This window comes from Hellea balneolensis DSM 19091, assembly GCF_000428525.1.
Classification (GTDB): domain Bacteria; phylum Pseudomonadota; class Alphaproteobacteria; order Caulobacterales; family Maricaulaceae; genus Hellea; species Hellea balneolensis.
On the sequence record NZ_AUAC01000002.1, the window covers coordinates 1192015 to 1215133 of the forward strand.

Consider the following 23119-nt stretch of genomic DNA (forward strand, 5'->3'; position numbering starts at 1 on the left):
GTTATAAATGTAAGTTCTAGTTACTCTGCAGGTGCGGGCGTGGCAACTGATGGCGGGATATCATCAATGATATCCTCATCGAGTTCCATATCGTCCAAAGCCAAAGCCATTTTCGGATCATATGTTGACCCGAGGCCTGGCTGTTTTTCTCCACGCCATAATCCGCGGAAGAAGCGGCGAATATCAACACCGATACCATACATGGCCGGCACCAACATGAGAGTCAGGAAGAAATCAAACAAGACACCAAAGGCCAACGCAACAACCATGGGTTTGAGGAACTCAGCTTGGGTGGACGTCTCAAACAGGATTGGCGTTATGCCGATGAAGGTCGTCACCGATGTCAATAAAATTGGGCGGAAACGCGCGACGCAAGAGTCGAGCATAGCTTGATAAGCTCCTACCCCCTTGTCGCGTAATCTGTTGACGTAATCAATGAGAACCAAGTTATCATTTACGGCAACGCCAGAGGCAGCAAAGAAGCCAAAAAGGCTGAAGATACCGAAAGGCACGCCCGTCACAAGATTACCAAAAATCATACCAATAAAGGCAAAGGGAATCGCGATCATAATCAAGAGCGGCAGCGCATAAGAGCGGAAGGCAATTGCGAGCAAAATATACATGGAAATTAAAATCGCAAAACCTGAAATCATTAACTCTCTGACGAAAGTCGTTTGGATTTCATCATCCCCAACCTGAATGCGCGAGACGAGCGGATGTCGTAATTCCCATTGCGGGAAGAAATTCTCGTTTAAGTCTTTCTTGAGTTTGCCAACTTCTTGTTGATCTCCGCGCACACGTGCTCCTGTATAGTTCACTTGCTTACGGTCACGGCGGCGAATACGTCCGACGCCTTCGGCGAATTCAACTTCGGCCACGGAGTAAAGCGGGACTTCAACCCCGTTAGCACTTCGAATGCGAAGCTCTTTCAAACTGTCAATACTTTCGCGGGCCGCTGTTGGATAACGTACCATTACGCGAACGTCTTCGCCATTACGCGGAAGACGTTGAACCTCACGGCCATAAAACGCTTCGCGCACTTGGCGCGTGACATCTGCCAAGGTGATACCCAATGTCTCCGCGCCTGGCTTCATATTGAACCGCACTTCGCTAGCAGAGCTTTCAAGACTGTCCCAAGCACGTGTTACAGCGCTAAAGCCTTCGATTTCCTCTTTAAGTTCTAGCAGCGCAACTTTGAGTGCTTCGGGATCAGAGGACGTTATACCATAGTAGAGACCACCACCATTTTCGCCTCCGCCTTCGGTGGTTCCGTAATTAACGCGATAGGCATCCGGAATAGGCCCGACATATTCTTCGAGCTTATCTGCGATGGCTTTGGTCGATGCATTATTTCGTTCCGACGTGACAGTAAGACCAAGAAAGCCCTCAACGCCGCGGCTTTCGGTAATTGTTCCGGGATTAGCAATAACATTCACGCCTTCTTCGACGCCGAAGTCTTCCTGTCCGTTTTCATTGAGCATTTTAATTCCGGCCTCGACCTGCTGGCGAACTTGTTCGCGGCGTTCGAATGTTGTCCCTTCCGGAAAACGCGCAGAAAATTGAATCATATCCGCTTCGACCTCAGGCAGGAAAGCGCGCGGCGCAATACCTGCGCCGAGCAACATGAAAGCCATTATCATCATACCAACAAAGGTTGAGAGTGTGATATATCTGTAATTTATAAGCGTCGCGATGACAGGACGAAATTTATGCTGCGCAAAGCTGACAAGTGACCCCGCCAATTTTGACTGAAACCGCATAAGACGCCCTTGTTCGTCATGATCAATAGGCTTCAAATGGCGTAAATGAGCCGGGAGAATGAAGAAAGCTTCCAAAAGCGAGAAACACAGCACGGCAATAACAACCAAGCTAATTTGCGCCAGAATAGACGCGAAGGGCCCCGTCATTAACAAGAACGGAATGAACATCATGATGGTTGTGATAACCGCAAAAAAGACAGGCTTAGCGACCATATTGGCACCGGCTATAGCGCCGCGCTCTCCTGAAATTCCATTTTCAACATGGAAATAAGCTGACTCGCCGACGACAATGGCGTCATCCACAACAATCCCGATCACCAATAGGAACGCAAAGAGCGAAATCATATTCAGCGTGACACCAATCGCTCCGGCAATAGCCAATGATCCGACAAATGCAGCCGCAATACCCACGGTCACCCACACGGCCACTGCGGGACGCAAAAACAGCATGAGGGTAATTAACACTAAGACCATACCGGAGAGAGCATTCCCGCCGATAAGATCCATACGGCTATCAAACATTGTAGAGCCGTCAAACCATATACCGAAGTTCAAATCTGGAGGAAGTTTCTCGTTGATTTCTTTCTCAAACTTCCGGATGGCTTCACCGGAACTTGTAATATCCATTTTATCTGGGCTGGAAACACGGAAAATAGCGGCAGGCTGTCCGCGGAATGTCGCGGCGAATTTATCATCATCAAAACCGTCAATGACTTTCGCAATATCACCCACACGCACTGTACCGCCCTGAGCTGTTTGGCGAACAATAATTTTCTCAAAATCCGCTTTGTTATCAGCCAGATTTCGTGCCCGTAATTGCAAATTACCGCCCGAGGTTTCTACCGTGCCGGCAGATTGGTTCACAGATGTCCCAGAAATAGCCTGCGCGACTTGAGTAAAGGTCAGACCATAACGCTTAAGCGCATCCTCGGAGACCTCAATCGTGACTTGCTCGGGTATCTTTGAAATTTGTTCCGTAAGCTGTAATCCAGTAAGTTTGGTCAGCTCCAGACGTAATTCATTTGCTTCGCGCTGTAAGGTCAGCCGGTCCTTCTGGCCGTAAAGCGCAAGATACATTATATCGGGACGGGCATCCCACCGAAAAACCTGCGGACGGAAACTGTCAGGGGGTAAGTTACGGATACCGTCAACACGGGATTTCACTTCATCCAATAATTTTTCATAATCAACGCCCAGTTTGGTGCGCACATTAATAGTACCGGAGCCTTCACTAGCAGTGGATTCAATATAATCCACACCGTCCAGACCATCGACGGCTTCTTCAGCTCGGACGACAAGCTGCTCAGCGACATCTCGCGGGCTAGCCCCTGGCCAAGACATGGAAATTGTTATGCCATTAAATGTCGTTTGCGGAATAAATTCACGCTCTAAATTCATATAGCCAAAAATGCCCGTCACAAACATGACGAACATCATTAGATTGGCTGCGACCGGGTTTTTAACAAACCATGTGATTAAAGATCTCATTGCTCACTCTCCGATGTCGCGGCACTGCCATCCCCTGTATCCGCTTCATTACTTTTTTTCTTATCACTCTTTTTGGCTGACGGCTCGTCAATCTTCTCGTCTGACGTGCCGTCTTTTTTACCCCAACGGCGTTTTTTCTTCTTCCCGTCTTTCTCGGCCTCTTTCATCTTTTTCATCCATTCGGGCTCTGGCGGATCGACGAGTATTTTTGTCGGATCTTCCGCATCTAGAACTTTTAACGTCATGGAGACGCGTGATTTTTCCATCGGAGATAAGACAACCAACTCTCCAGCTTCAACGCCGCTAAACAGGAAAGCCTTATCCGCATCCGTATCCAAAACATCGGCGACACGCACATCGACCTTACCTTTATCATTTACAACATAAACCTCATCTTCAGGGCGAAGTCCGTCGCGGGGGAGAACAATAACATTCTCAAATGTCTTTCCTTTAACCACTGCATCAACGAAAAGTCCTGGCGGCAAAGGCACGCCGTTTTCAGAGGACCCATCTCCATATGGATCAAAAACTTCGGCAATTGCAAACAACGCTCGTGTTTGCGTATCATATGTTGGGTCTGTCCGCATGATTTTACCATTCCAGAACTGTGTTTTCCCTCCGATCACAGCGCTTAACGTGACGTCGGGGGCGGAAGCGCGATCTTTTGCTACAAAGGCAATCGGCAAATCAATTTTGGACAAATCAGCATCCGTCAAAGGCAGCCGCACCTCAACAATATCAGTCGAAAATATACGGCCAAGGGCTCTACCTGGGGAAACGAATTGCCCAAGATCTGAACTTTTCGTACGAACGCGGCCATCAAAAGGAGCACGAACAGCTGTGCGTTTTAATTGCAGCTCTGCTGTTTCAAGTTCGGCCTGAGCCGCCATGAGTGAGGCTTCTGCTTGAGCTTGCTGCGGCTGACGCAAAGCTAATGCGCTGGCTTCACCCCGTCCCAATTCTTCATAGTCTTGGCGCGCTATTTCGCCTTCTGCTTTTTCACGGATAAGGACTTGTTCAGCTTGCGCAATATTGGCTTTAGCGCGAATGACGTTCACTTTGTAATCAGAATCTTCGACGCGAATAAGCGTTTCACCTTTGCGAATTATACCGCCCTCAATAAAATTCGGAGACACATAAACAATTTTACCCCCAACTTCGGGCACTAAATCAATTTCAGTGCGCGGCCTCGCTTCACCTTGCGTCGTGACTGAAAGCTGGACATCATCCTGCACAGCATAATCTGCAATAACCGCAAGCGTGTTGAAAGAGCGCTTCTTTTCCTCAGGCTTTTTGTTGAGCGCAATAATAATACTGGTCAAAACAAAGAAACCCAACACGATGGCGATGGGGATGAAAATCATCAAAAATTTTCTCATAAATCCGCTTTTATTTTTTTGCGGCAATGTGTGAGTGTCAGAAGACATAAATTATTTTTCCATTTTAAGGCGCAGCACTCGCCGCATTATATGAGGCAAATACGCCATCAGTTTCTAAGCCGCCGCCAAGAGCAATGTGCATACGCACACGGTTGGCCAAGCGTTCTTTTCGGGCCCCGATCAGCTGTCCTTCCGCTGAAAGACGGCGTGATTGCGCATCAAGCAGTTGCAGGATTGTTGCAAGACCTTCGGTATAACGCAACTCCAAACGGTTTTCAGCCTCGCGGGCTTCATCAAGAGAGGTCCTGAGGGCCAGCTCACGCTCATAGAGGCGCTGCTCACCATCAAGCGCGTTTTCAACTTCGAGATAGGCCGTCAAAGCAGCTCCAGCATAGCTCTCAAGCTGTTGACGCAGGAGCGCTTCTTGTTGCGCAACATTGGCCTTCAAGCGCCCCCCTTGGAAAATCGGCATAGCTGCACTGGCGACTAATCGAAGAACCAAGGCATCAATGTCAAAAAGTTCCTCAAAGCTTGTAGCGCCCAAACTTGTTGTACCGCGAAGGGATAATGTCGGCAGCAGGTTCTTACGCGCAATATCGATTTGAAGGCCCTGTGCTTTTAAGCGTTGCTCAAGAGCCAGAATGTCAGGACGTTTGCGCAATACATATCCCGGCGTTCCTGCCCCGGATAGCGGAGGCAGCACCGGCAGATCTGCCGCAGCTTGAATTTCCTCTGCAGGATAGCGGCGCAGCAAAACTTCCAACTGACGCGTAATGGATGACAAACGTTGTTCGCGAGACGCTTGCAGAGCTTGGGCATTGGCAACTGATGATCTCGCGAGGCGGACATCTGATGAGCCTGTAACGCCGCCCTCAAATCTGCGTTGGGTCAAGCGAAGGGCCCGCTCCTGTGTATCAACATCGCGCTCTGATAATTCAGTTAAAAGCCGGGCCTCAATAAGATCAAACCAAGCCTGCGTGACTTGACCGGCAATCGAGAGCCTGGCGCCGGCATAATCCGCTTGTGTTGCGCCAAGCTCGAAATTGCTGGCATTAACACCATCCTTGATCCGACCCCATAGGTCAGCTTCCCATGTAGCTGTGACGCCAAGATCGATATTTGTCGGGGTTTGGAAAGGCAAATTGGTTTGCGTACGCGTGTAGCTACTCGAAGCATTTACAGCCGGAAGCTTATCAGCTTTAGCAATCCTCGCGCGCTGCATGGCGGCATCGACACGCGCGGCGGCGGAGCGAATATTCGTATTCGCATCCAAGGCCTCGCTCACCAATTGGGTCAATGTGGCGTCAGAAAAGCTCCCAACCCAATCTGTCGTGGGCAGGTCTTCGGGCGCAGCTTCGTCCCAAATGGGCGCTGTAGGTGTTACCTGTTGTGCGGCAACGGGAGTCGGCTCTGGCTTGATCTTTGACAGGCTGTTTAGGCTGGCACACCCTGACAGTCCGATCACGCTTGCCGACAAAAGAATCGTAAAACGCATTATTCATGTCTCCTTGCATTCTTAAATAACAGCGCCTTAGCGAAAGTCAATCAATATTTATTGAAAAACAATAAAAACCAAAAAAGCAGCTCTCTGCTTAAACATATACGAATTAAATTCATAAATCCGTTTATAGAATGGCGAAAACTTTAAATTTTTGACAGCAAATAAAGCAAGCCGCTTGTATCATTTTACTTGCAAGAGGTCCAATTAATGGGCTTATGGTGAGAGAAGACCCTGACCTCATTGATTGACCTAAATGCGTAAGACAACCTCTATTATCCATGAATCCTGAGCCCACAAATAGACGCCTGTCCGTACAGGACTTAACAGTTGTTTTGACTGTCAGTCTCATCAGCCTACTAGGACTAAGCTTTTTGTTTAGTGTACCCCTTGGCGGAACATTGACCCTCGCAGCTCTCATGGCATCAATCCTGATAGCTTACGGATTTTCAGACGATAAAACGCCCTCGGAGCGAGGGTCTGGGACGTCCCCATTTAAGGCTGAGCAGGACTATCTTGCGGCGCAAGCCAATATGGCAGACAATATCACCGATGCTGTAGCAATCATCGATCAGCGCGAGCGAGTGATTTATGCCAATCCGGCCGCGCAAAAACTTCTTCAAATTACAAACCTTGGACGCCCGCTCTCGACCTATATCCGTGAACCAACTGTCAGAGCCGTGGTGCAAGACGCATTGAAAGGCGACAAAACGGATGCTGTTATTTATCATGTTGAAAATCCGACAGACAGTTACATCCGCGTTACAGCATCGCCCTTTACGCCGGATGTTTTTGACCCTCCCCGCCCCATGGCGCTTTTGTTTTTCTACGATGTCACCGAATATAATTTGGTTGATAGTCAGCGCGCAGATTTTTTGGCCAATGCCTCTCATGAATTAAAGACACCCGTAGCCTCTCTTTTAGGCTATATCGAAACACTTCAAGGTCACGCCAAAGATGATCCTGAGGCCCGCGAAAAATTCTTAGGCATTATGCAAAGTCAGGCCGAGCGAATGCAGCGCCTCATCAATGATCTTTTATCACTGCGCCGTATAGAGCAGGTCGAACATATTGCGCCTAATGAGACTGCTGATCTGCACTTGGCTGCGAAAGCCGCGATTGAAGCTGAAGAAATATATGCGGATAAACGCCGCATAAAGATGAAGCTAAAATCAAAAAAGAAATGCTTGGTTGTTGGGCATCAAGATGAATTGATTCAGCTTGCTTTAAATTTACTCGACAACGCCCTCAAAATTTCGGCGGATGGCACCCGAATAACGCTCTCTATTGATTACACAGAGAAATGGACACCGGGGCAAGCTTTTACAGGCAGCTCTTTTTCAGGCCTTGCCTCAACCCGCCGAATTGTGCCTGTTTCAACGCCCGAAAGGCCTCATTATATTATGACGATCAGGGATCAAGGTCCCGGCTTTTCAAGAGAACACATCCCCCGCATTGGGGAGCGTTTCTATCGGATCGCGGGCGACCTTAGCTCTCAAGACAAAGGTACAGGGCTTGGTTTGGCCATTGTTAAACATATTACAAGACGCCATCGCGGCGGACTTTTAATTCAAAGTGCCAGAGGCGAAGGCACAGAATTCACCGTCATTCTTCCGTCCGCGCCGCAGTGATCACGTTGCGTATCACGGCAGGCAGAGCTTTGCATAATTATTTGAACTGTCATATCACTGTCATAAGTCTGTCATAATTACACAAGATATGTTATCGTGCATCTTAAGGATAACTGACTGACTCTTTCAGCTTCAGTCCTTAGGCAAGGAATGACAGAAAATGCAAAAATTAGTAGATCACATTGTATCCGGATATGATGACGACCTTAATCAACTGACAACAATGCTGTCCGAGCTTGGAGGTCTGGTTGAAACCATGACAGCCGACTCAGTACGTTCAATCAAGAAACGCGACTCAGACTTGGCGGAAAAAGTCGTTGAAATGGATAAACGCGCTAACTTGCTCCAAGAACAAATTGACGAGGACGCATTGCGCCTCATGGCCCTGCGTCACCCTATGGCCACAGATTTACGCCGCACTATAGGCGCTATACGCTGCGCTAATGACTTGGAACGTGTTGGCGATTTGGCAGAAGGCATCGCCCGCCGGGCCATTTCCATCAATAAAGAAGATAAAATTGATCTTGCCAAAGGCGTGAGCCGTATTGGTAAGCTTGTCAAAACGCAGCTTTCAGGGGCCTTGGATGCTCTTCTGAGGGAGGATGCGGAAAAGGCGCTTCAAATATGGATCGCAGATGAAGATGTCGATGAAATGTATAATGCCATTTTCCGCGAATTGCTGACCTATATGATGGGCGACCCGAGAACTATTACGGCCTGTGCCAGCTTTCTCTTTGTCGCCAAAAATTTAGAGCGGATAGGCGACCATGCCACTAATATTTGTGAATCGGTCTATTTCACCGTTCACGGCAAACAGCTTGTCAATGACGCCTCACTTGAAGGCCAACGCTCTTTATAACCCAATGGATAGAACCCCATGCAACCTTATGTCCTAATTGTCGAAGATGAAGATTCGCTTGCAACTTTGCTCGAATATAATTTTGAAAAAGAAGGCTATGAGGTTGGCATTGCCAGAGATGGCGAGGAGGCTCTTCTTTTGGCGGCTGAACGTACGCCCGATATCATATTAATGGACTGGATGTTGCCAAAGCTCTCTGGGGTTGAGGCTTGCCGCCGTTTGCGCCGCCGTGAAGAAACACAAACAACGCCGATTATCATGCTAACCGCGCGCGGTGATGAAACCGATCGTATCACAGGGTTGGATTACGGCGCTGATGATTACATTGTTAAGCCCTTTTCTATTCCCGAACTCTTTGCCCGCACGCGCGCCCTACTCCGCCGTGCTAAGCCTAGCCTGCTTCAGGATGTTATTCGTCAAGGCGATATAGAGATTGACACCAAGGCCTTTCGCGTCAAATGCGGGGATACACCGATACATCTTGGACCCACAGAATTTCGACTCTTGGATTATTTTATTCGCAATCCGGGACGCGTATTTTCCCGCGAACAATTGCTTGATGCTGTGTGGGGCCGCGATGTCTATGTCGAAGCTCGCACCGTAGATGTCCATGTCGGGCGGCTGCGTAAAGCCCTTAAGAAAAATGGCAAGACCGACCCCATCCGCACGGTCAGATCAGCTGGCTATGCTTTTGAGGCTTAAAACTTAGCGCCAAAGCTATCGTTCCAGAAGATGCTCTTGCCCCCAACTTTGTAGCAAAGTGATGATAGGCTTCAGGGTTTGGCCCTTTTCTGTCAGGCTATACTCCACCTTGGGCGGAACAACAGGATAGACTTTGCGGTGAACAAGACCCTCACGCTCTAATTCTCGCAATTGTTTCGTGAGCATACGCTGCGTTACAGATCCAACTGCCCTTTGCAATTCACCAAACCTTTTTGTTTCGCCAAGAAGGTGGAATAAAATCACACCCTTCCACTTTCCGCCGATGACCTCCAGGGTCGCTTCTACGGGACAGCCGCCAGAACAGTCATAATTTTCAAAGCGCGATGTTTTCTTAGTATCCATTTTGTATGTATAGTTTAAATTTGTGCGTACTTGCAATAAATATAGTGGAACTTATTTAGGTGTCACGCATTTAAACATTTGAACACTGAAAATGAGAGCTCTGCATGACCTTAAAAACAATTCTTATTACGGGCGCGACAGACGGCATTGGTCTTGAGACCGCTAAGTTGCTTGCCGCGCAAGGTCATGGGCTTTTGATACATGGCCGCAATGCGGAGAAGCTGGAGAATGTTAAAGAGACGCTCGCCGCGGTAAGCGGCGCAGGCAATATAGAGTCCTACAAAGCTGACTTCTCAAATATGGCCAATGTTGAAAATATGGCAAAATCCACATTGGACAAACATAACCGCATTGATATTTTGATCAATAATGCAGGGGTTTACAAAACCGCCCACCCGCGCACTGATGAAGGACTCGATTTGCGTTTTGCGGTTAATCTCTTTGCGCCATATATCCTTACGCATCGCCTAATGCCGATTATTCCTGAGACGGGCCGTGTCGTGAACCTTTCATCAGCGGCGCAAGCGCCTGTAGATCTGAGCGCTCTGTCCGGAGATACAAAGCTCGGCGACATGCCCGCCTATGCCCAAAGTAAACTCGCCATTACAATGTGGACACGCCATATGGCATGCGAGCACTCAAATGGCCCTTTATTTTCTGCCGTAAATCCAGGCTCACTGCTCAACACAAATATGGTCAAAGAAGGATGGGGTGGATCTGATAACGATGTCAGCATTGGCGCAGATATTTTGGTAAAGGCGGCTCTTTCAGATGAATTTGAAGGCCATAGCGGTGATTATTTTGACAATGACAGCCAGCGCTTTGCCGCACCTCATCCTGACGGAATGAATGAGCAGAAAATTTCTAAACTCGTTCAAGCCATTCAAAATACACTTGATTAATTTAACTCACGCCCCAAAGGAGACATGACAATGGACCATGATATTTTACATTACGCCCGCAAGCGTCACACAACCAAAGCCTATGACGCGTCCAAAACAATTCCGGATGAGACAGCTGATAAGCTCAAAGAATTATTACGCTTGAGCCCATCCAGTACAAATTTACAGCCTTGGCATTTCATCGTGGCGTCCACCCCTGAAGGCAAAGCGCGCGTCGCGAAGTCCACGGAAGAGAAATTTCCGTTTAATTCGCCTTCTATTCACAACGCCTCACATGTTGTTGTTTTTGCGTCCAAGCTAGCTGTAAGCGAAGATTTTTTCGCTGAAATTCTTGATCAAGAAGAAAAAGATGGCCGCTTTGACGCGGAGTCTGATGACATTAAAACCGAACGCAAGACTGGAATGGATGGCGCCAGAAAGATGTTTTTCAACATCCATCAGCAAGGCATGAAAGACGCCCAGCATTGGATGGATAAGCAAGTTTATCTAAATATGGGGCAGTTTATGTTGGGTGCCGCCGCGCTCGGTCTCGATACAACGCCGATGGAAGGCATTGACACAGCCGTATTGGATGAGGAATTCGGCCTTCGCGAAAAAGGGTTTAACAGCTTGGCAATCGTCTGTGTGGGCTATCATGATCCGCAAGAAGACTATAATGCAGCTCTAACAAAATCACGCCTGCCACTCTCCACTATATTAACAGAGGTTTAGGCCCGGACATAACGTGACATCGGCCAATTACGAGATAATTGGCCGATAGTCGCACTATCGCCCCAGTGGCAACTCTGTCGTGAATTTCATCTTTTCCATTGCGAAACTGGCGGAAACATTTGACAGTTTAACTTTACTAATTAGCCTTTGATAGACCCGGTCATAATCAGACACACTCCCCACCATTATTTTCAGAATGTAATCCACATCCCCTGCCAGGCGATAAAATTCGACAATTTCCGGCATCTGGTTGACAGCGTCTGAAAACCTGTCCGCCCAGGCCTTTGAGTGGTCATCCGTGCGGACGGAGACAAAGACCGTCAGCGGCAATCCCACCTTCTCATTGTCAATCAGCGCCACACGGCGTTCCAAAACACCTTCCGCCTCAAGCCGTTGAACTCTTCGCCAACAGGTATTGAGCGACACGCCGATTTCCTCTGCGATAGACTCAAGAGATCGGGTCGCATCGACTTGTAAGATATTTAAAATCTTAACATCATTATCATCAATATTTTTACTCATAGCGGAATTATATCGAATATTTTTATGAAATAATAGTCAGAATAGTCAAAAATTGAGAAGATTTTAGACGGCTACCCGCATATTTATATAAAAAAAGGATATGTTATGGTTTCAATTTTAGACACTCAAATTTCTGTACAAGGCGAGGCCTCTCTGCCGCCCATGTTTAAAACTATTGACCGCCTTGTCGGGAATACGCCGCTCATAAAACTCAACTTGGACTATCAAGGCCGCCGCGTGAGCCTCTATGCCAAGCTTGAGTATTTCAATCTATCTGGCTCTATCAAAGACCGTATGGCACTCGAAGTGCTTCGTAGCGCCTATGAAAGCGGGGCCTTGCGCAAAGGCGACCTTATTGTCGAAGCAACCAGCGGAAATGCAGGCATTGCTTTTTGCGCTTTGGGCCGCGCTCTCGGTCATCCCGTTCGCATTTATATGCCTGATTGGATGAGCCAGGAACGTATCTCGCTCATGAAAAGCTATGGCGCGGATGTGCGTCTTGTCAGCCACGCCCAAGGCGGCTTTGTTGGCTCTATTCAAATGGCCGAGGACTTGGCGCGAACCCGAAATGATGTCTTCCTGCCGCGTCAATTTTCCAATGAGGATAATTGTAACGCCCATTGCGGCTCTACGGGCCCGGAGATCATGCATCAATTAGGGTGCGTTCCCGAAGCCTTTGTGGCGGGTGTTGGCACGGGCGGAACTGTAATGGGCGTGGCTCGCGCCCTTAAAGCCTATAACGCAACTGTCAAAATCCACCCGATGGAACCCGCTGAAAGCCCAACCCTAACCACGGGTCACAAAGTCGGCAAGCACCGCATACAAGGCGTTTCAGATGAATTTATCCCGGATATTGTCTGCCTCAAAACGCTTGATGATGTTGTGTGTGTCAATGATGGTGACGGCATTATTATGGCACAAAAACTCAGCGCAGAGCTCGGTTTGGCTGTGGGTATTTCGTCGGGCGCGAACCTCATCGCCGCGCTGAAAGTTCAGCAAAAAATGGGCGGTAATGCTAAAGTCGTCACCATATTCTGTGACGATAATAAAAAATACCTTTCAACGGATTTGACGAAGATAGAGCCTGTAAAAGAGGGTTATCTCTCTACGGACGTGACGCTGATAGATTACGAGGTTTGTTAGCCTCATTAAGCCGTTGTCATTCTGAACGGCCTCGGCTTTAAAGCTGTCCATGACAGTATATATTTTAATGGGCGTCGCAGGATGCGGGAAAAGCACGGTTGGAGGCGCGGCGGCAAAGCAGCTCAATATCCCTTTTTTAGAAGGCGATGATTTTCATCCTACGGCTAATGTTGAAAAAATGAGAACCGGAACCGCCTTAACTAATGCAGACCGTTTGCCTTGGGTGGATGCCATCATCCAAGCCTGTAAGGTCACAGAGGAGAAATCCGCAATAATGATTTTGGCTTGTTCTGCCCTGTCCAAAGTTGTGCGTGACCGCTTGCAATCAGGATTAAATAATCAATGCCACTTCATCCACCTTCACGGAGACCAAGAAAAAATCGCGCAGCGCCTTGCAGCGCGGAAAGGACATTTCTTTAAACCCGAATTATTGAGCTCTCAATTTAAAGCTTTGGATAATCCGCAAGACGCTATCACCTTGGATATATTTCGGCCTGTTGACGTTATCACACAAAAAGTTTGCGATATTATTCAATCAGAACACCAAGCTTAGCAAACACGCCACGACAAATCCGCTGACGCCGACAACAGTCGAGGCAACAGTCCAGGACTTAAGAGTCTCAGCTTCGGTCTGGCCCAGATAGCGGTTCACGAGCCAGAAGCCGCTATCATTAACATGGGAGAGCAAGCTTGCCCCCGACGCTATCGCGATGACCAATATGGCTTTGTCAGGCGCCGATAAATCAGCCCCCACCAATAAAGGTGCAGTCAACCCCGCCCCCGTCAACATAGCCACGGTTGCCGAGCCTTGCGCCACGCGGACAATCGCAGAAACCAAAAAGGCAAATAGCAAGAGCGGAATGGAATTAGCCGTCATTACGGCGGCGAGTTGTGCGCCAACGCCGGAGTCGATAAGTACTTGTTTTAACACACCGCCCGCTCCGGTAATAAGAATAACAATACCTGCCGGTAGTAAAGCCCGGTTCATAATATCTTGAAGCTTATCCAGCGGAATAGAGCGCGAGACGCCAAAGGCGATATAAGCATAGCCCACAGCAATAATAAGCGCTGTAAAGGGGTGACCCAGAACTTGAAGTGTAGATTTCAAGCGGCCATCTGCCAAGACTTGACCTGCAACTGTACTGCCTATGATTAAAAAAAGTGGCAATAGAATTGCGAATATCGCATGCCAGAAGTTGATAGGTGTCTCTGCGGCTATTGGCGTTTCAGGTTCAGTTGAGACGGCTGTATTTTTATAAAACCGGGCGAGCACAGGCCCGGCTAATATCATCGCCGGTAGTCCCGCGGCTGCGCCGAGCAATATAACCCATCCCAAATCTGCGCCTAGCAAATCCGCCACCGCAATTGGCCCGGGCGTAGGCGGGATAAAGGCATGCGTCACAGCGAGCCCTGCGAGTAGAGGCAAAGCATAAACCAAGAGCGCTTTACCCGATTTTTGCGAGAGCTTGTGAATAACAGGCACAAGAATGATAAAGGCCACGTCAAAGAACACTGGAATAGCGATTAAAAACCCAACAAGTCCCAAAGCCCATGGCGCACGTTCATCACCAAAACGTTTCAGCAAGGATTCGGATACAGCTGTTACCCCGCCCGCAGCTTCGAGCAACGCGCCAAACATTGCGCCGAGTCCCACGACTATCGCCACAAAACCGAGCGTGCCGCCCATACCTTTTTGCATTGAGCTGATCACGTCTATAGGCGCCATGCCAACAGCCATACCAATCAAAAGGCTCATGCCAATGAGGGCAAGAAATGCCGGAATTTTTAGCCGAAGAACCAGTAATAGGAGCACAGCCAGCCCTGCAGCCGTGATGAAAAGCGGCATCATCGTGTCCATAAATCAATCCCCTTTAGGCACATGACAATCTCTAATGAACTGATGTGTGCATATTCTAATATGTCTATTATAGGGGTTGAGCATGGTTGCAAGTGGGCTATGCCCTGCGGCTATCACATGAGAGCTTAGCGCAATCCCGCTTTTTGATATATGGCTTCAATCGTCTTCGCTTGATCAAGCATATCAGAGACAGTTAAGCGCGGTCTTTGCCCCGATATAACCTCAATAAAATGCGCGAGTTGATAGTCATATGTGGTCGTATCTGTCTCGCCAATCTGCCTTTCGGTAAACTCCCCGTCTTGTGTCGCGCGTAAGCTATAGCCTCGATAAGGCGCGACGAAGCTCTCAAGCTCTGAGGCACGTCCAGCGCCTTCGGAGACCCGTAGATAATCAGCCCGTTCCGCGCCTTCCGTCATATTGCAATAGATTTTCCCTGCCGCATTTTCACCTGACAAATGTGCCGTAAGCGAGACATCTACACCGCCCTGAATATCGGCCTCGATATCGATGACATCTAGAGGGCCGAATATTTGGCGAAAGGCATGGAGCGGATAGCACCCCAAATCCATCAAAGCGCCGCCGCCCAGTTCGGGCTTATAGCGCAGCTCTCCGGAACGCTTTGGGATGCTCGCGCTAAAATGCCCTTCAAAAATCAATGGCATGCCGGAGTTCATAAGGCGGTTGGTGTCTTTGTAAAATGATTGAAAAGCAGGATGAAAATAATAATGGAAAGCCTCCATAAAGGGCTTCCCCGTGCGCAGGCTGGTCTCGGATATGACCTTCGCATCCGCCGCGCCCATCGCCGCCGGCTTTTCGCATAGCACCGCTTTGCCGTGTTCCATCGCAAGACCGGCCCATTGTAAATGGGCGCTAGGCGGCAGGGCGATATAGACCAAATCAATATCGGGATGAGTGCAAAGCTCTTTATAACCCATCACTTCGGCAATGAGTTGATTATCGACGGTAAACTGCAATCCTTTTTCGCGGCTACGACATCCCACGGCCGTAATTTTGCAATCGCCGCGCTTAGAGACTGGCGCAATAATCGCCTTAGGCGCGATGCGGGCTGCGCCCAATACACCAATGCGGATCATCTAATGGAGAGCTCAGGCGCGGGCGTATCATCCCAGAGTCCCACCCATTCGCATTGACGGCGAGAGTCGCAGAAAAATACCCATGTTTTCTCGCCGAGTTTTTGGGTTCGTAGAGTGTCGATGACGGTATCTAAATCAGTAGCTTCATCTTCAAGGGCTAGGAAAATATAAGCGTTTTCTTGCCCCATACCACCACCCACTACGGCGCCGGATGATATCGCCTGAAAAGACTCTGTCAAAGCGTCTTCGATTTCACTGCGTGAGGACAATTGATTCAAACCCAGATTTGATGAAGCCCCATTGATTTTAACAAGAACAAAACTCTCTCCTAAACCAGAAAACCTCTGACTATTGAAACGGCTACGCCCATTATAAAGCGCCGAAAACAAATCGGCATCACAAATGCTCGCAACATATATGTCACCAAGATAATTGGTCTGGGAATCATTTTCGGTCATCTTAAATATAGACCATTCCATCGCCTCGACCCGTCTGCGAAAGGGTTCTTTCGGCAATGTATTCTTAAAGCGCGCAATTTCCGCCGCGATACGGGCGCGGATATCTTTGATGGGATAGGCATTGGCTGGCGGTTCTGCGGCTTTCTTTTTGAACAACCCTGTCGTCTTCAAGACCTCAACATCGACATAGCCAATCCAATCGGCCACAACCTTTTCGCCAAGGGCCAATTCCGCGAGCAGAAATGAGTTCGCCTCTTGTTTGGCATCCGCTTTATCTGCGGGAATGTAGAAGGTCAGATCGATAAAATTCTGCCGCCCTATCGTATGGCTGACATAGATGTTTTCGTGGCTATCCCAAGTGAAACGCGAATCCGCCTCGCCTTGCATCCACTCCCAAGGGGTCGCGTCCCTGTCCACGCCGATCTCGAAAAACTCTAACTCAGGCGCCTGCTCTTTGAGCAATTTTGCGACTGGTTCAAGCGGGTAGTTGCGTTCGGGCGCGATTGTGAAACGGTGCGGTTTATGCTCGCCTTTTGAAAACTCCCAACACATATCAGGGCTAACCTTTTTAATCTCTGCCATGAAATCTACGATAGAAGGCTCTATCTCTTTGCCAGTCGTGAAGGCCGCATTTAATTCGCCTTCATAATCAGCAAAAGCCGCCCACCACGCATCGATGGTGGTGAGCAGGGTTTCGCTTTTGAGCGGGAATTTAATCTCGGCTTTGCTCATGGATTATCGTGCTTTCAACGCCGCTGTCAGTTCGTCCGCCTTGGCCTCTTTCAGCGCGGCACAAAGCTCAATGCGTTCCAGCGTTTGCGCGAGGCTACGTTCATAGCCTGGGATAATGTCGGCTTGGCTTTCAAAGAAAGCTTTAGCTTCGTCGCGGCGCTCAAGCGAACAGCCACGGGCAAAGCCGGGCATACCGCCGAGGCGCACGTCAGGAACTTTTCTTTCCACGAATGTCGCAAAATTATCCTTCAACCATTCCCATGTGTCTTCGCCATGCATATCAGAGCGGATAAGGCCGCCCACGAGTGAGTTAGCTTGGCGGCCTGTGAGGGGGCTGTCCTCGGCCAAAGCCAAGTCACGGAGATTTGCCGCGATGGTTTTGTCATTTGTTGAAGAGAGCGCACCGAGGGCGGCGCCTTTTTCAAAGGCCGAGCCGTTGCTCGCCATCTCCAGCAACGGGGCGTAAGCTTTTTCGCTATGGGCTTTCATGGCTTGGGCGAGCGCGAGGCCCGCCAAATTGGGCGCGACGGCTTTCTTATTAGCCTTACCCTTTAGGCCGAGATAGGCCGCGCCTTTGGCCGCCATTTCGGCGGTGAGTTTCTTGTCTTGTCCTAGATATACGAGGCGGGAGGCGAGTGTCGGCACGAGCAAATTACCCTCAACCGTATCTTTTCCAACATTAGCGGCATAGCGCTCGGCGAACATATCCCGCACCAAACGCGCGACATCGTCTTCGGCGTCTAGCTCACTATCCATAAATCCGAGTAGCGCGCCTGCACCTGATGCGACATCATATTCAGGGTGCTTGGCGAAAGCTTCTAAGCCTTTGAGGAAAACGGCGCTATCTACTTCGCCCGCGCGGAATGCCGAGACGAGGCTGTCTTGGGCTGAGAGCGCTTCGCGTGTGTTGAGCTTATCGAGGTTCGAGATGAGGTTGTGCCAAGCTTGCGTGTCCATTGTAAACCGATAATAACCCGACCCATTTTCATTTGGCACAATATATGGCGCGCATGTTTTATCACGATTGGGAACTTCAATTGTTTCTGATGTTTTTTTGACGAGCGAGCATGTTTTAGCTGTCGCTTCGCCTTGTCGAGTTGAGGCACAAACAGGGATTTGCCAGGTTTGCCCTTGCTTGGTTTTCGACCCTAATGGCACATAACGTGACTGCGAAACTTTCACCAGTGTGTTCATATCACCGTCCTGGCAGTCCACCTCCACCTTCACCAAAGGCACGCCCGGCTGATCCACAAAGCTCTTCATCGCGTCAACAACGTCCGGATTGCCTGATCCGTCGGCAATGCTTTGAAAGAAGTTATCGCCTGTCGCCACGCCGTCTTTGTAACGCTCCATATGCAGGCGCACGCCGTCACGGAATTTTTCCTCGCCGACATAGCTTTCAAACATATCCAATGTCCCGCCGCCTTTGCGATAGGTAATGCCGTCAAATTGATCCATCACATTTTCAGACCGCAAAAGCGGTTCGCGAACACGGCGCGTGGTGGAGAGCGTATCGATATTCATCGCGCCAAGCGAGGCGTTGAGCGTCACGCGGTCATAATTGGCGTCAGGATAAGCGATATCAATGGCCTTATTGCCCATCCATGTCGCGAAGGCTTCGTTGAGCCAGATATCTTCCCACCAAACAGGGGTGACGAGGTTACCGAACCATTGATGGGCAAGCTCATGCGAGTGGACGCGATTATAGGCGCGCTTTTGCGAGAGCGGGGAGTCTTCATTTAGCAACATCAGATATTCCCGATACACAATCGCGCCCGGATTTTCCATCGCGCCAAAGGCATATTCCGGCGCGGCGATGATATCGAGCTTTTCATAAGGATAAGGCGTACCAAAATATTCTTCGAGTGCCGTCAGGATAGGCTCGGTTCCGGCAAGGCCGTAAGAAATCTCATCGCCCTGCCCTTTGGCCGTAAATCCGCGCTGCGCCAATGGGGTTTTACGAATGCTATTGGGCGGAATATCGCCAAAGTCATTCACATCATAAGGCCCGGCACCAAAGGCGATGAGGTAAGTCGGTAATGGACGGGTTTTAGCGAATTGATGTTTAATCCACCCCTCCTCTGTGGTTTCGTTACTCACCTCAGGTGTGTTTGAGTAAACAAAATCCGACTCCGGCGCCGTAATGGACAGCGTGAACGGTACTTTATATTTCGGTTCATCAAAACTCGGAAACGCCTCCCGCGCGCCCAGCGGTTCAAACTGCGTGACGATATAGCCCTCGCCGCCGCGCTTGACTTGATAGGCCGAATTCAGCGCTTGGTTATAGGGCGTCTCATAGGCCATGCGGAACGTGGCTTTACCTGCTGGCAAAACAGTCTCGGATGTCAGATGGGCGATACCCGACGGCGCGTCCGCCGCGGGGAGTTCAGTAAAGACCAACGGCATTTGCTCGTCGCCAATCATCGCTGTCGCAGACCTAACCGTCATAGTCTTGCCATGCAGCCAAATCTTATCCGTCGGCTTTAGAATTTCGACATCAATCTCAACCACGCCGCTAAAGCCCACCGCATCCGGATCCATTTTCATATCCACGCGATATTCCTGCGGGACGACATTACCGGGCAATTGCGCATGGGGGATGGTGTCCACCCGAAAGACCTCAGCAGAGCTCTTATCCGGGGTCGCCGCCTCATTTTGGCAGGCGGCCAGTGAAACGCTTAAAGCAGTACTGAGGGCAAGAGCGCGAAGAAAGGTCATATGGAATCCCGTTTATCTGTTTTTATAACCTTAGTCTTTAAAGGGCGCTGCGCACAAATAATTTCTAAAAGCGTGACGTCGCGCGCGAAATCCTGCACAATAGGACATGCTTCGGATTACCCCCCGCATAACTGTCCCCCTGGATGAGATTGAGATGACGGCCATTCGCGCCCAAGGCCCCGGCGGGCAAAATGTGAATAAGGTCAGCTCTGCCATTCATTTGCGTTATGACATAAACGCCTCGTCCTTGTTGGAAGGTAATAAAGAACGTGTGATGTCATTTCGTGACAAACGCATCACCAAAGACGGCGTTATTGTTATCAAGGCTCAAAACCACCGAACACAAGAGCGCAATAAACAAGAAGCGCTCGACCGCCTGCAAGCCTTGCTCAAAGAGGCTTTAAAACAAAAAACCTATAGACGCCCAACGCGCCCAACCTTTGGGAGCACTAAGAGGCGGCTAAAGAAAAAAGCGGAACGCGGCGAAGTCAAAAAGCTTCGCGGTAAGGTTCGGGACTTTGATTGATCGATTTCAGATCTTTTTAAAAGTCTCGCCAAAGCGCTTATCTGCGATAGCTTTTATTCGCCATTTCTAATTTAAGTCACGCGCACGGAATTAACGTGCGTTAACCACGTTTCTTTACAAGAGCTTAGCCATAATCATTTACCACGATGCCGAAACATAAAGCGGCTAGCATAATGACGATATCAAGAAGAAACTTAATGGGCGGCTTGGCTGCAACAGGCCTCGCCGCAACGGGCTTGGCAGGGTGTGTCGCGCCCATGGGCAGCAGCAGTTCCTACCTTACACAGGTTTTGGCCCCCCAAAATAATAATACTGTTTTTCATTGGCTAGATGTCATTTTACAGCAAACACGCGATCAACGCGTGCCGCCGCCCCGCGCGGCCTATAATTTTGCATTGCCACTAGTCGCCGGGTTTTTAGCCGTAAATGGCATTACGCGTAATTATGCCGAGCCTTATGGGATCGGATATGGCCCCGTGGGCGCTGATTTAGATGCCGCCTATGCCGCCGCTTTTACGACAGCGGCGTCCGAAGCCTTTCAGCAACCCTTTTTGGGTGAGCGAAATAGCTTTTTTGCAAAAATTCCAAACGGAGCCGCCAAAACACGCGGCGCAAAATGGGGACGACATGTCGGCCTTAAAGTCGTTAAAATGCGAACCAATGACGGTTCAGAACCTAGCAAAGTCAATTACTTCTTGAGGCGATATCCGCGCCGTAAAGATATTTTGGGCTGGTCCCCGACAGGACCTTTTTATTCCGCCAAGCCTGGCCCCGCCTTTGATACCTATTCCCGTTCCTTATTTCCGGGGCATGGTAAGATAAAACCCTGGACAATGACCCATTCAGCTCAGTTCCGCGTTCCGGATTTTCATGATCCTATGAGCCCCGAATTTGCGCAAGAGTTTGACCATATCCGCCGTATTGGCGGGGCGCAAAGTGCGCTGCGTACACCAGATCAAGCCCAGATCGCCTTATTCTGGGAGGATGGACCTTGGGGTATTACCCCGCCCGGACATTTTCTCTACCTCGCGGCTCAGGTGCTGCAACATAAACCGATGAACTTTGTGGATAGAGCCCGTGCCTTCGCCCTTTTGGGCATGACACAGTGTGATGCGTCTATCGCAGCGTGGGATAGTAAATATGCACATGATATATTAAGACCTGAAACGGCCATTCGCTCTCGTATGAACAAGCTTGGCTCCCGTGATCCGCGCATAGAATGCCATCCCAATTGGCAAAGCTATATCCCAACCCCTGAATTTCCGGCCTATACGTCTGGGCACTCAACATTTGGGGCGGCAGGTGCAGAATTAACCGCCGCTTTCTATGGCAGTGATCGCATAAACCTTTCAGGCATATCTCCCGATAGTGTCCTCTGGCCTCAACTGCGCGGGGTTCGCCGTAACTGGACAAGCCTAACCCAGATAGCTGAAGAAAATGGTCTCAGCCGAATTTATGGCGGCGTTCACTGGATGGCCGACCATACACAAGCTATGCGAGCGGGCCGGGCCATCGCGCAGCACGCCTTTACAAACACATTTCCGCGGTGCTGCTAAGATGTCCCACATAAAAATGAAAATTCTACCAACAGTCATTTTATGCACATTGATGACAACAGCTTGTCAAAACCAATATGGGCAATCTCATTACAATGGTTATCAAAACAATGGCTATCAAAATGCTCACCCAGGATATAATGGATACCATCCAGGCTATGGCTATCAGGGGGCGGGCTACACTTCAGGCGCCTATGGCGCTGGACGAGCTCAGCAAAATTATAGCGGGCAACAAAATTACAGGCCTGTCGATGTAAATTATGACCTCAATTCTCTCTTTGAAGCGCCTGTCGCCTTCGATGTTGCCGGGACAACGCTTGTTTTGCGCGGAAGATTAGATGCACCAGTTGGATATAGTTTCAGAACTGAGGACATCGTCAATGAAAACCCCGTCGTAAATCACCAAGTCAGCGTAGAACGTCAACTTCCTAACCGCATTACAGTCGGCGCCGTCTATGGCGGGAGTTATAATAATATCGGGGCGAACAATAATGCCTATTCTGATAACGTCGCCGCTTTTGCGGGCGGATCATGGGGAACCATTTTTGGCGGTAATGTCTCTGATCTTGTCTTTGAGGAAACGCGGCGCGCGCGCAACATTGGCATAACGCAATTATCCGGAAATGGCGCACTAGGCGAACTGAACCGGTGGAGCGGCGGTTATCGCGGACGTTTTGGCCCGGCCATAATTAGCGGCGTTGTGGATGAAGACGCGAATTATGATGTAGGCGTCAGTTTCCAGCGTCCCATCGGCGTGCGCGATTACCGTTTCACCGCTCGTCATAATCAAGGTCAATTACTTGCCGCAGACGGCACAACTGAGCTGGACACCAAATCTGTCAGCGGCGTTGCAGAATATGTCTATGGCAGTTCCAGATTCGACGTCGGGGCAGGTTTTGAGAAAATCGAAGACGCCGACCGCTGGTTCACCTCGGCAGGGGTATCTACAAAAGCGGGCGCGTGGGGCCTATCTGCCGAAGGGCAATATGGACGCATTGAAGGCCAAGACGAAACAGCCGGTATTATAACACTGCGCCGCGATATCGCCCGCGGGGTCGCCGCCACTGTCGCCCTAGATCACCGCGATAGACAAATTGCCGTCAACGGCACGCAATATCTGGATAACAAAGACACACGGTTAATTGCCGCCCTAAGTTACGGATTCTGATGAGAAGTCTTCAGAGCCTCATATCGAAAATACTTATGTTGATGATAATCG

Annotated in this window: 19 protein-coding genes; 10 read left to right on the forward strand and 9 right to left on the reverse strand. The window is 49.5% G+C overall.

What is annotated here, in order from left to right; all coding sequences use genetic code 11:
- Window positions 1-20: 20 nt before the first annotated feature.
- From F569_RS16700 to F569_RS0105785, 3 genes are all read right to left on the reverse strand, one after another.
- Window positions 21-3248 (reverse strand): efflux RND transporter permease subunit, encoded by a 3228-nt coding sequence (locus F569_RS16700; RefSeq protein ID WP_051279375.1) that lies wholly within the window; start codon window positions 3246-3248, stop codon window positions 21-23.
- Window positions 3245-4627 (reverse strand): efflux RND transporter periplasmic adaptor subunit, encoded by a 1383-nt coding sequence (locus F569_RS16705; RefSeq protein WP_162143746.1) that lies wholly within the window; start codon window positions 4625-4627, stop codon window positions 3245-3247. Before F569_RS16705 ends, F569_RS16700 begins: the two co-directional genes overlap by 4 nt.
- 64 nt (window positions 4628-4691) lie before the next feature.
- Window positions 4692-6122, reverse strand: coding sequence for an efflux transporter outer membrane subunit (locus tag F569_RS0105785; RefSeq protein ID WP_034387258.1), 1431 nt, complete (start codon window positions 6120-6122; stop codon window positions 4692-4694).
- Between the two features lie 377 nt (window positions 6123-6499).
- Here F569_RS0105785 and F569_RS16710 point away from each other — a divergent pair, with 377 nt between their 5' ends.
- The 3 genes from F569_RS16710 (at window position 6500) to phoB (ending at window position 9317) form a co-directional block, all read left to right on the forward strand.
- Entirely contained in the window at window positions 6500-7756 is a 1257-nt protein-coding gene (locus tag F569_RS16710) for an ATP-binding protein (RefSeq protein WP_162143747.1), read from the forward strand.
- A 160-nt stretch (window positions 7757-7916) separates the two neighbouring features.
- Entirely contained in the window at window positions 7917-8615 is a 699-nt protein-coding gene (gene phoU / locus F569_RS16715) for a phosphate signaling complex protein PhoU (protein WP_034387260.1), read from the forward strand.
- Window positions 8616-8633: 18 nt separating this feature from the next.
- Window positions 8634-9317 carry a phosphate regulon transcriptional regulator PhoB gene (phoB, locus tag F569_RS0105800; RefSeq protein ID WP_026941433.1) on the forward strand — a complete coding sequence of 228 codons (684 nt, stop codon included), beginning with the start codon at window positions 8634-8636 and terminating at the stop codon, window positions 9315-9317.
- 15 nt (window positions 9318-9332) lie between these two features.
- Here the strand turns inward: phoB and F569_RS0105805 are convergent, their stop codons facing one another.
- Window positions 9333-9680, reverse strand: coding sequence for a winged helix-turn-helix transcriptional regulator (locus F569_RS0105805; protein WP_026941434.1), 348 nt, complete (start codon window positions 9678-9680; stop codon window positions 9333-9335).
- A gap of 104 nt (window positions 9681-9784) precedes the next feature.
- Between F569_RS0105805 and F569_RS0105810 the strand changes: the two genes are divergently transcribed.
- Window positions 9785-10582, forward strand: a complete 798-nt coding sequence (locus tag F569_RS0105810) for an SDR family NAD(P)-dependent oxidoreductase (RefSeq protein WP_026941435.1) — start codon at window positions 9785-9787, stop codon at window positions 10580-10582.
- Window positions 10583-10612: 30 nt separating this feature from the next.
- On the forward strand, window positions 10613-11293 hold the full coding sequence (locus tag F569_RS0105815; RefSeq protein ID WP_026941436.1) for an oxygen-insensitive NAD(P)H-dependent nitroreductase NfsB: 681 nt from the start codon (window positions 10613-10615) through the stop codon (window positions 11291-11293).
- Between the two features lie 54 nt (window positions 11294-11347).
- Here F569_RS0105815 and F569_RS0105820 read toward each other — a convergent pair whose 3' ends face one another.
- Window positions 11348-11815, reverse strand: coding sequence for an Lrp/AsnC family transcriptional regulator (locus F569_RS0105820; protein WP_026941437.1), 468 nt, complete (start codon window positions 11813-11815; stop codon window positions 11348-11350).
- Between the two features lie 105 nt (window positions 11816-11920).
- Here F569_RS0105820 and F569_RS0105825 point away from each other — a divergent pair, with 105 nt between their 5' ends.
- Window positions 11921-12958: a PLP-dependent cysteine synthase family protein gene (locus tag F569_RS0105825; protein ID WP_034387264.1), complete on the forward strand. Its 1038-nt coding sequence runs from the start codon at window positions 11921-11923 to the stop codon at window positions 12956-12958.
- 49 nt (window positions 12959-13007) lie between these two features.
- The gene (locus F569_RS16720; RefSeq protein WP_034387267.1) at window positions 13008-13511 is read left to right on the forward strand and encodes a gluconokinase; all 504 of its coding nucleotides are present in this window, start codon (window positions 13008-13010) and stop codon (window positions 13509-13511) included.
- On the opposite strand, the gene F569_RS0105835 is transcribed toward F569_RS16720, so the two are convergent.
- The 4 genes from F569_RS0105835 to F569_RS0105850 form a co-directional block, all read right to left on the reverse strand.
- Entirely contained in the window at window positions 13494-14816 is a 1323-nt protein-coding gene (locus F569_RS0105835; RefSeq protein ID WP_026941439.1) for a GntP family permease, read from the reverse strand. The genes F569_RS16720 and F569_RS0105835 overlap by 18 nt on opposite strands.
- 125 nt (window positions 14817-14941) lie before the next feature.
- Window positions 14942-15910 carry a Gfo/Idh/MocA family protein gene (locus F569_RS18815; protein WP_051279380.1) on the reverse strand — a complete coding sequence of 323 codons (969 nt, stop codon included), beginning with the start codon at window positions 15908-15910 and terminating at the stop codon, window positions 14942-14944.
- Window positions 15907-17100 (reverse strand): hypothetical protein, encoded by a 1194-nt coding sequence (locus F569_RS0105845; protein WP_026941440.1) that lies wholly within the window; start codon window positions 17098-17100, stop codon window positions 15907-15909. Before F569_RS0105845 ends, F569_RS18815 begins: the two co-directional genes overlap by 4 nt.
- Before the next feature lie 3 nt (window positions 17101-17103).
- Window positions 17104-19818: a M1 family metallopeptidase gene (locus tag F569_RS0105850; protein WP_026941441.1), complete on the reverse strand. Its 2715-nt coding sequence runs from the start codon at window positions 19816-19818 to the stop codon at window positions 17104-17106.
- 106 nt (window positions 19819-19924) lie between these two features.
- Here F569_RS0105850 and arfB point away from each other — a divergent pair, with 106 nt between their 5' ends.
- The 3 genes from arfB (at window position 19925) to F569_RS0105870 (ending at window position 23068) form a co-directional block, all read left to right on the forward strand.
- A complete protein-coding gene (gene arfB, locus F569_RS0105860; protein ID WP_026941442.1) occupies window positions 19925-20344 on the forward strand; it encodes an alternative ribosome rescue aminoacyl-tRNA hydrolase ArfB in 420 nt (139 codons plus the stop codon).
- A gap of 173 nt (window positions 20345-20517) precedes the next feature.
- Window positions 20518-21900 carry a vanadium-dependent haloperoxidase gene (locus F569_RS0105865; protein ID WP_162143748.1) on the forward strand — a complete coding sequence of 461 codons (1383 nt, stop codon included), beginning with the start codon at window positions 20518-20520 and terminating at the stop codon, window positions 21898-21900.
- A 16-nt stretch (window positions 21901-21916) separates the two neighbouring features.
- Window positions 21917-23068: a hypothetical protein gene (locus F569_RS0105870; RefSeq protein ID WP_154813650.1), complete on the forward strand. Its 1152-nt coding sequence runs from the start codon at window positions 21917-21919 to the stop codon at window positions 23066-23068.
- Window positions 23069-23119: the final 51 nt, after the last annotated feature.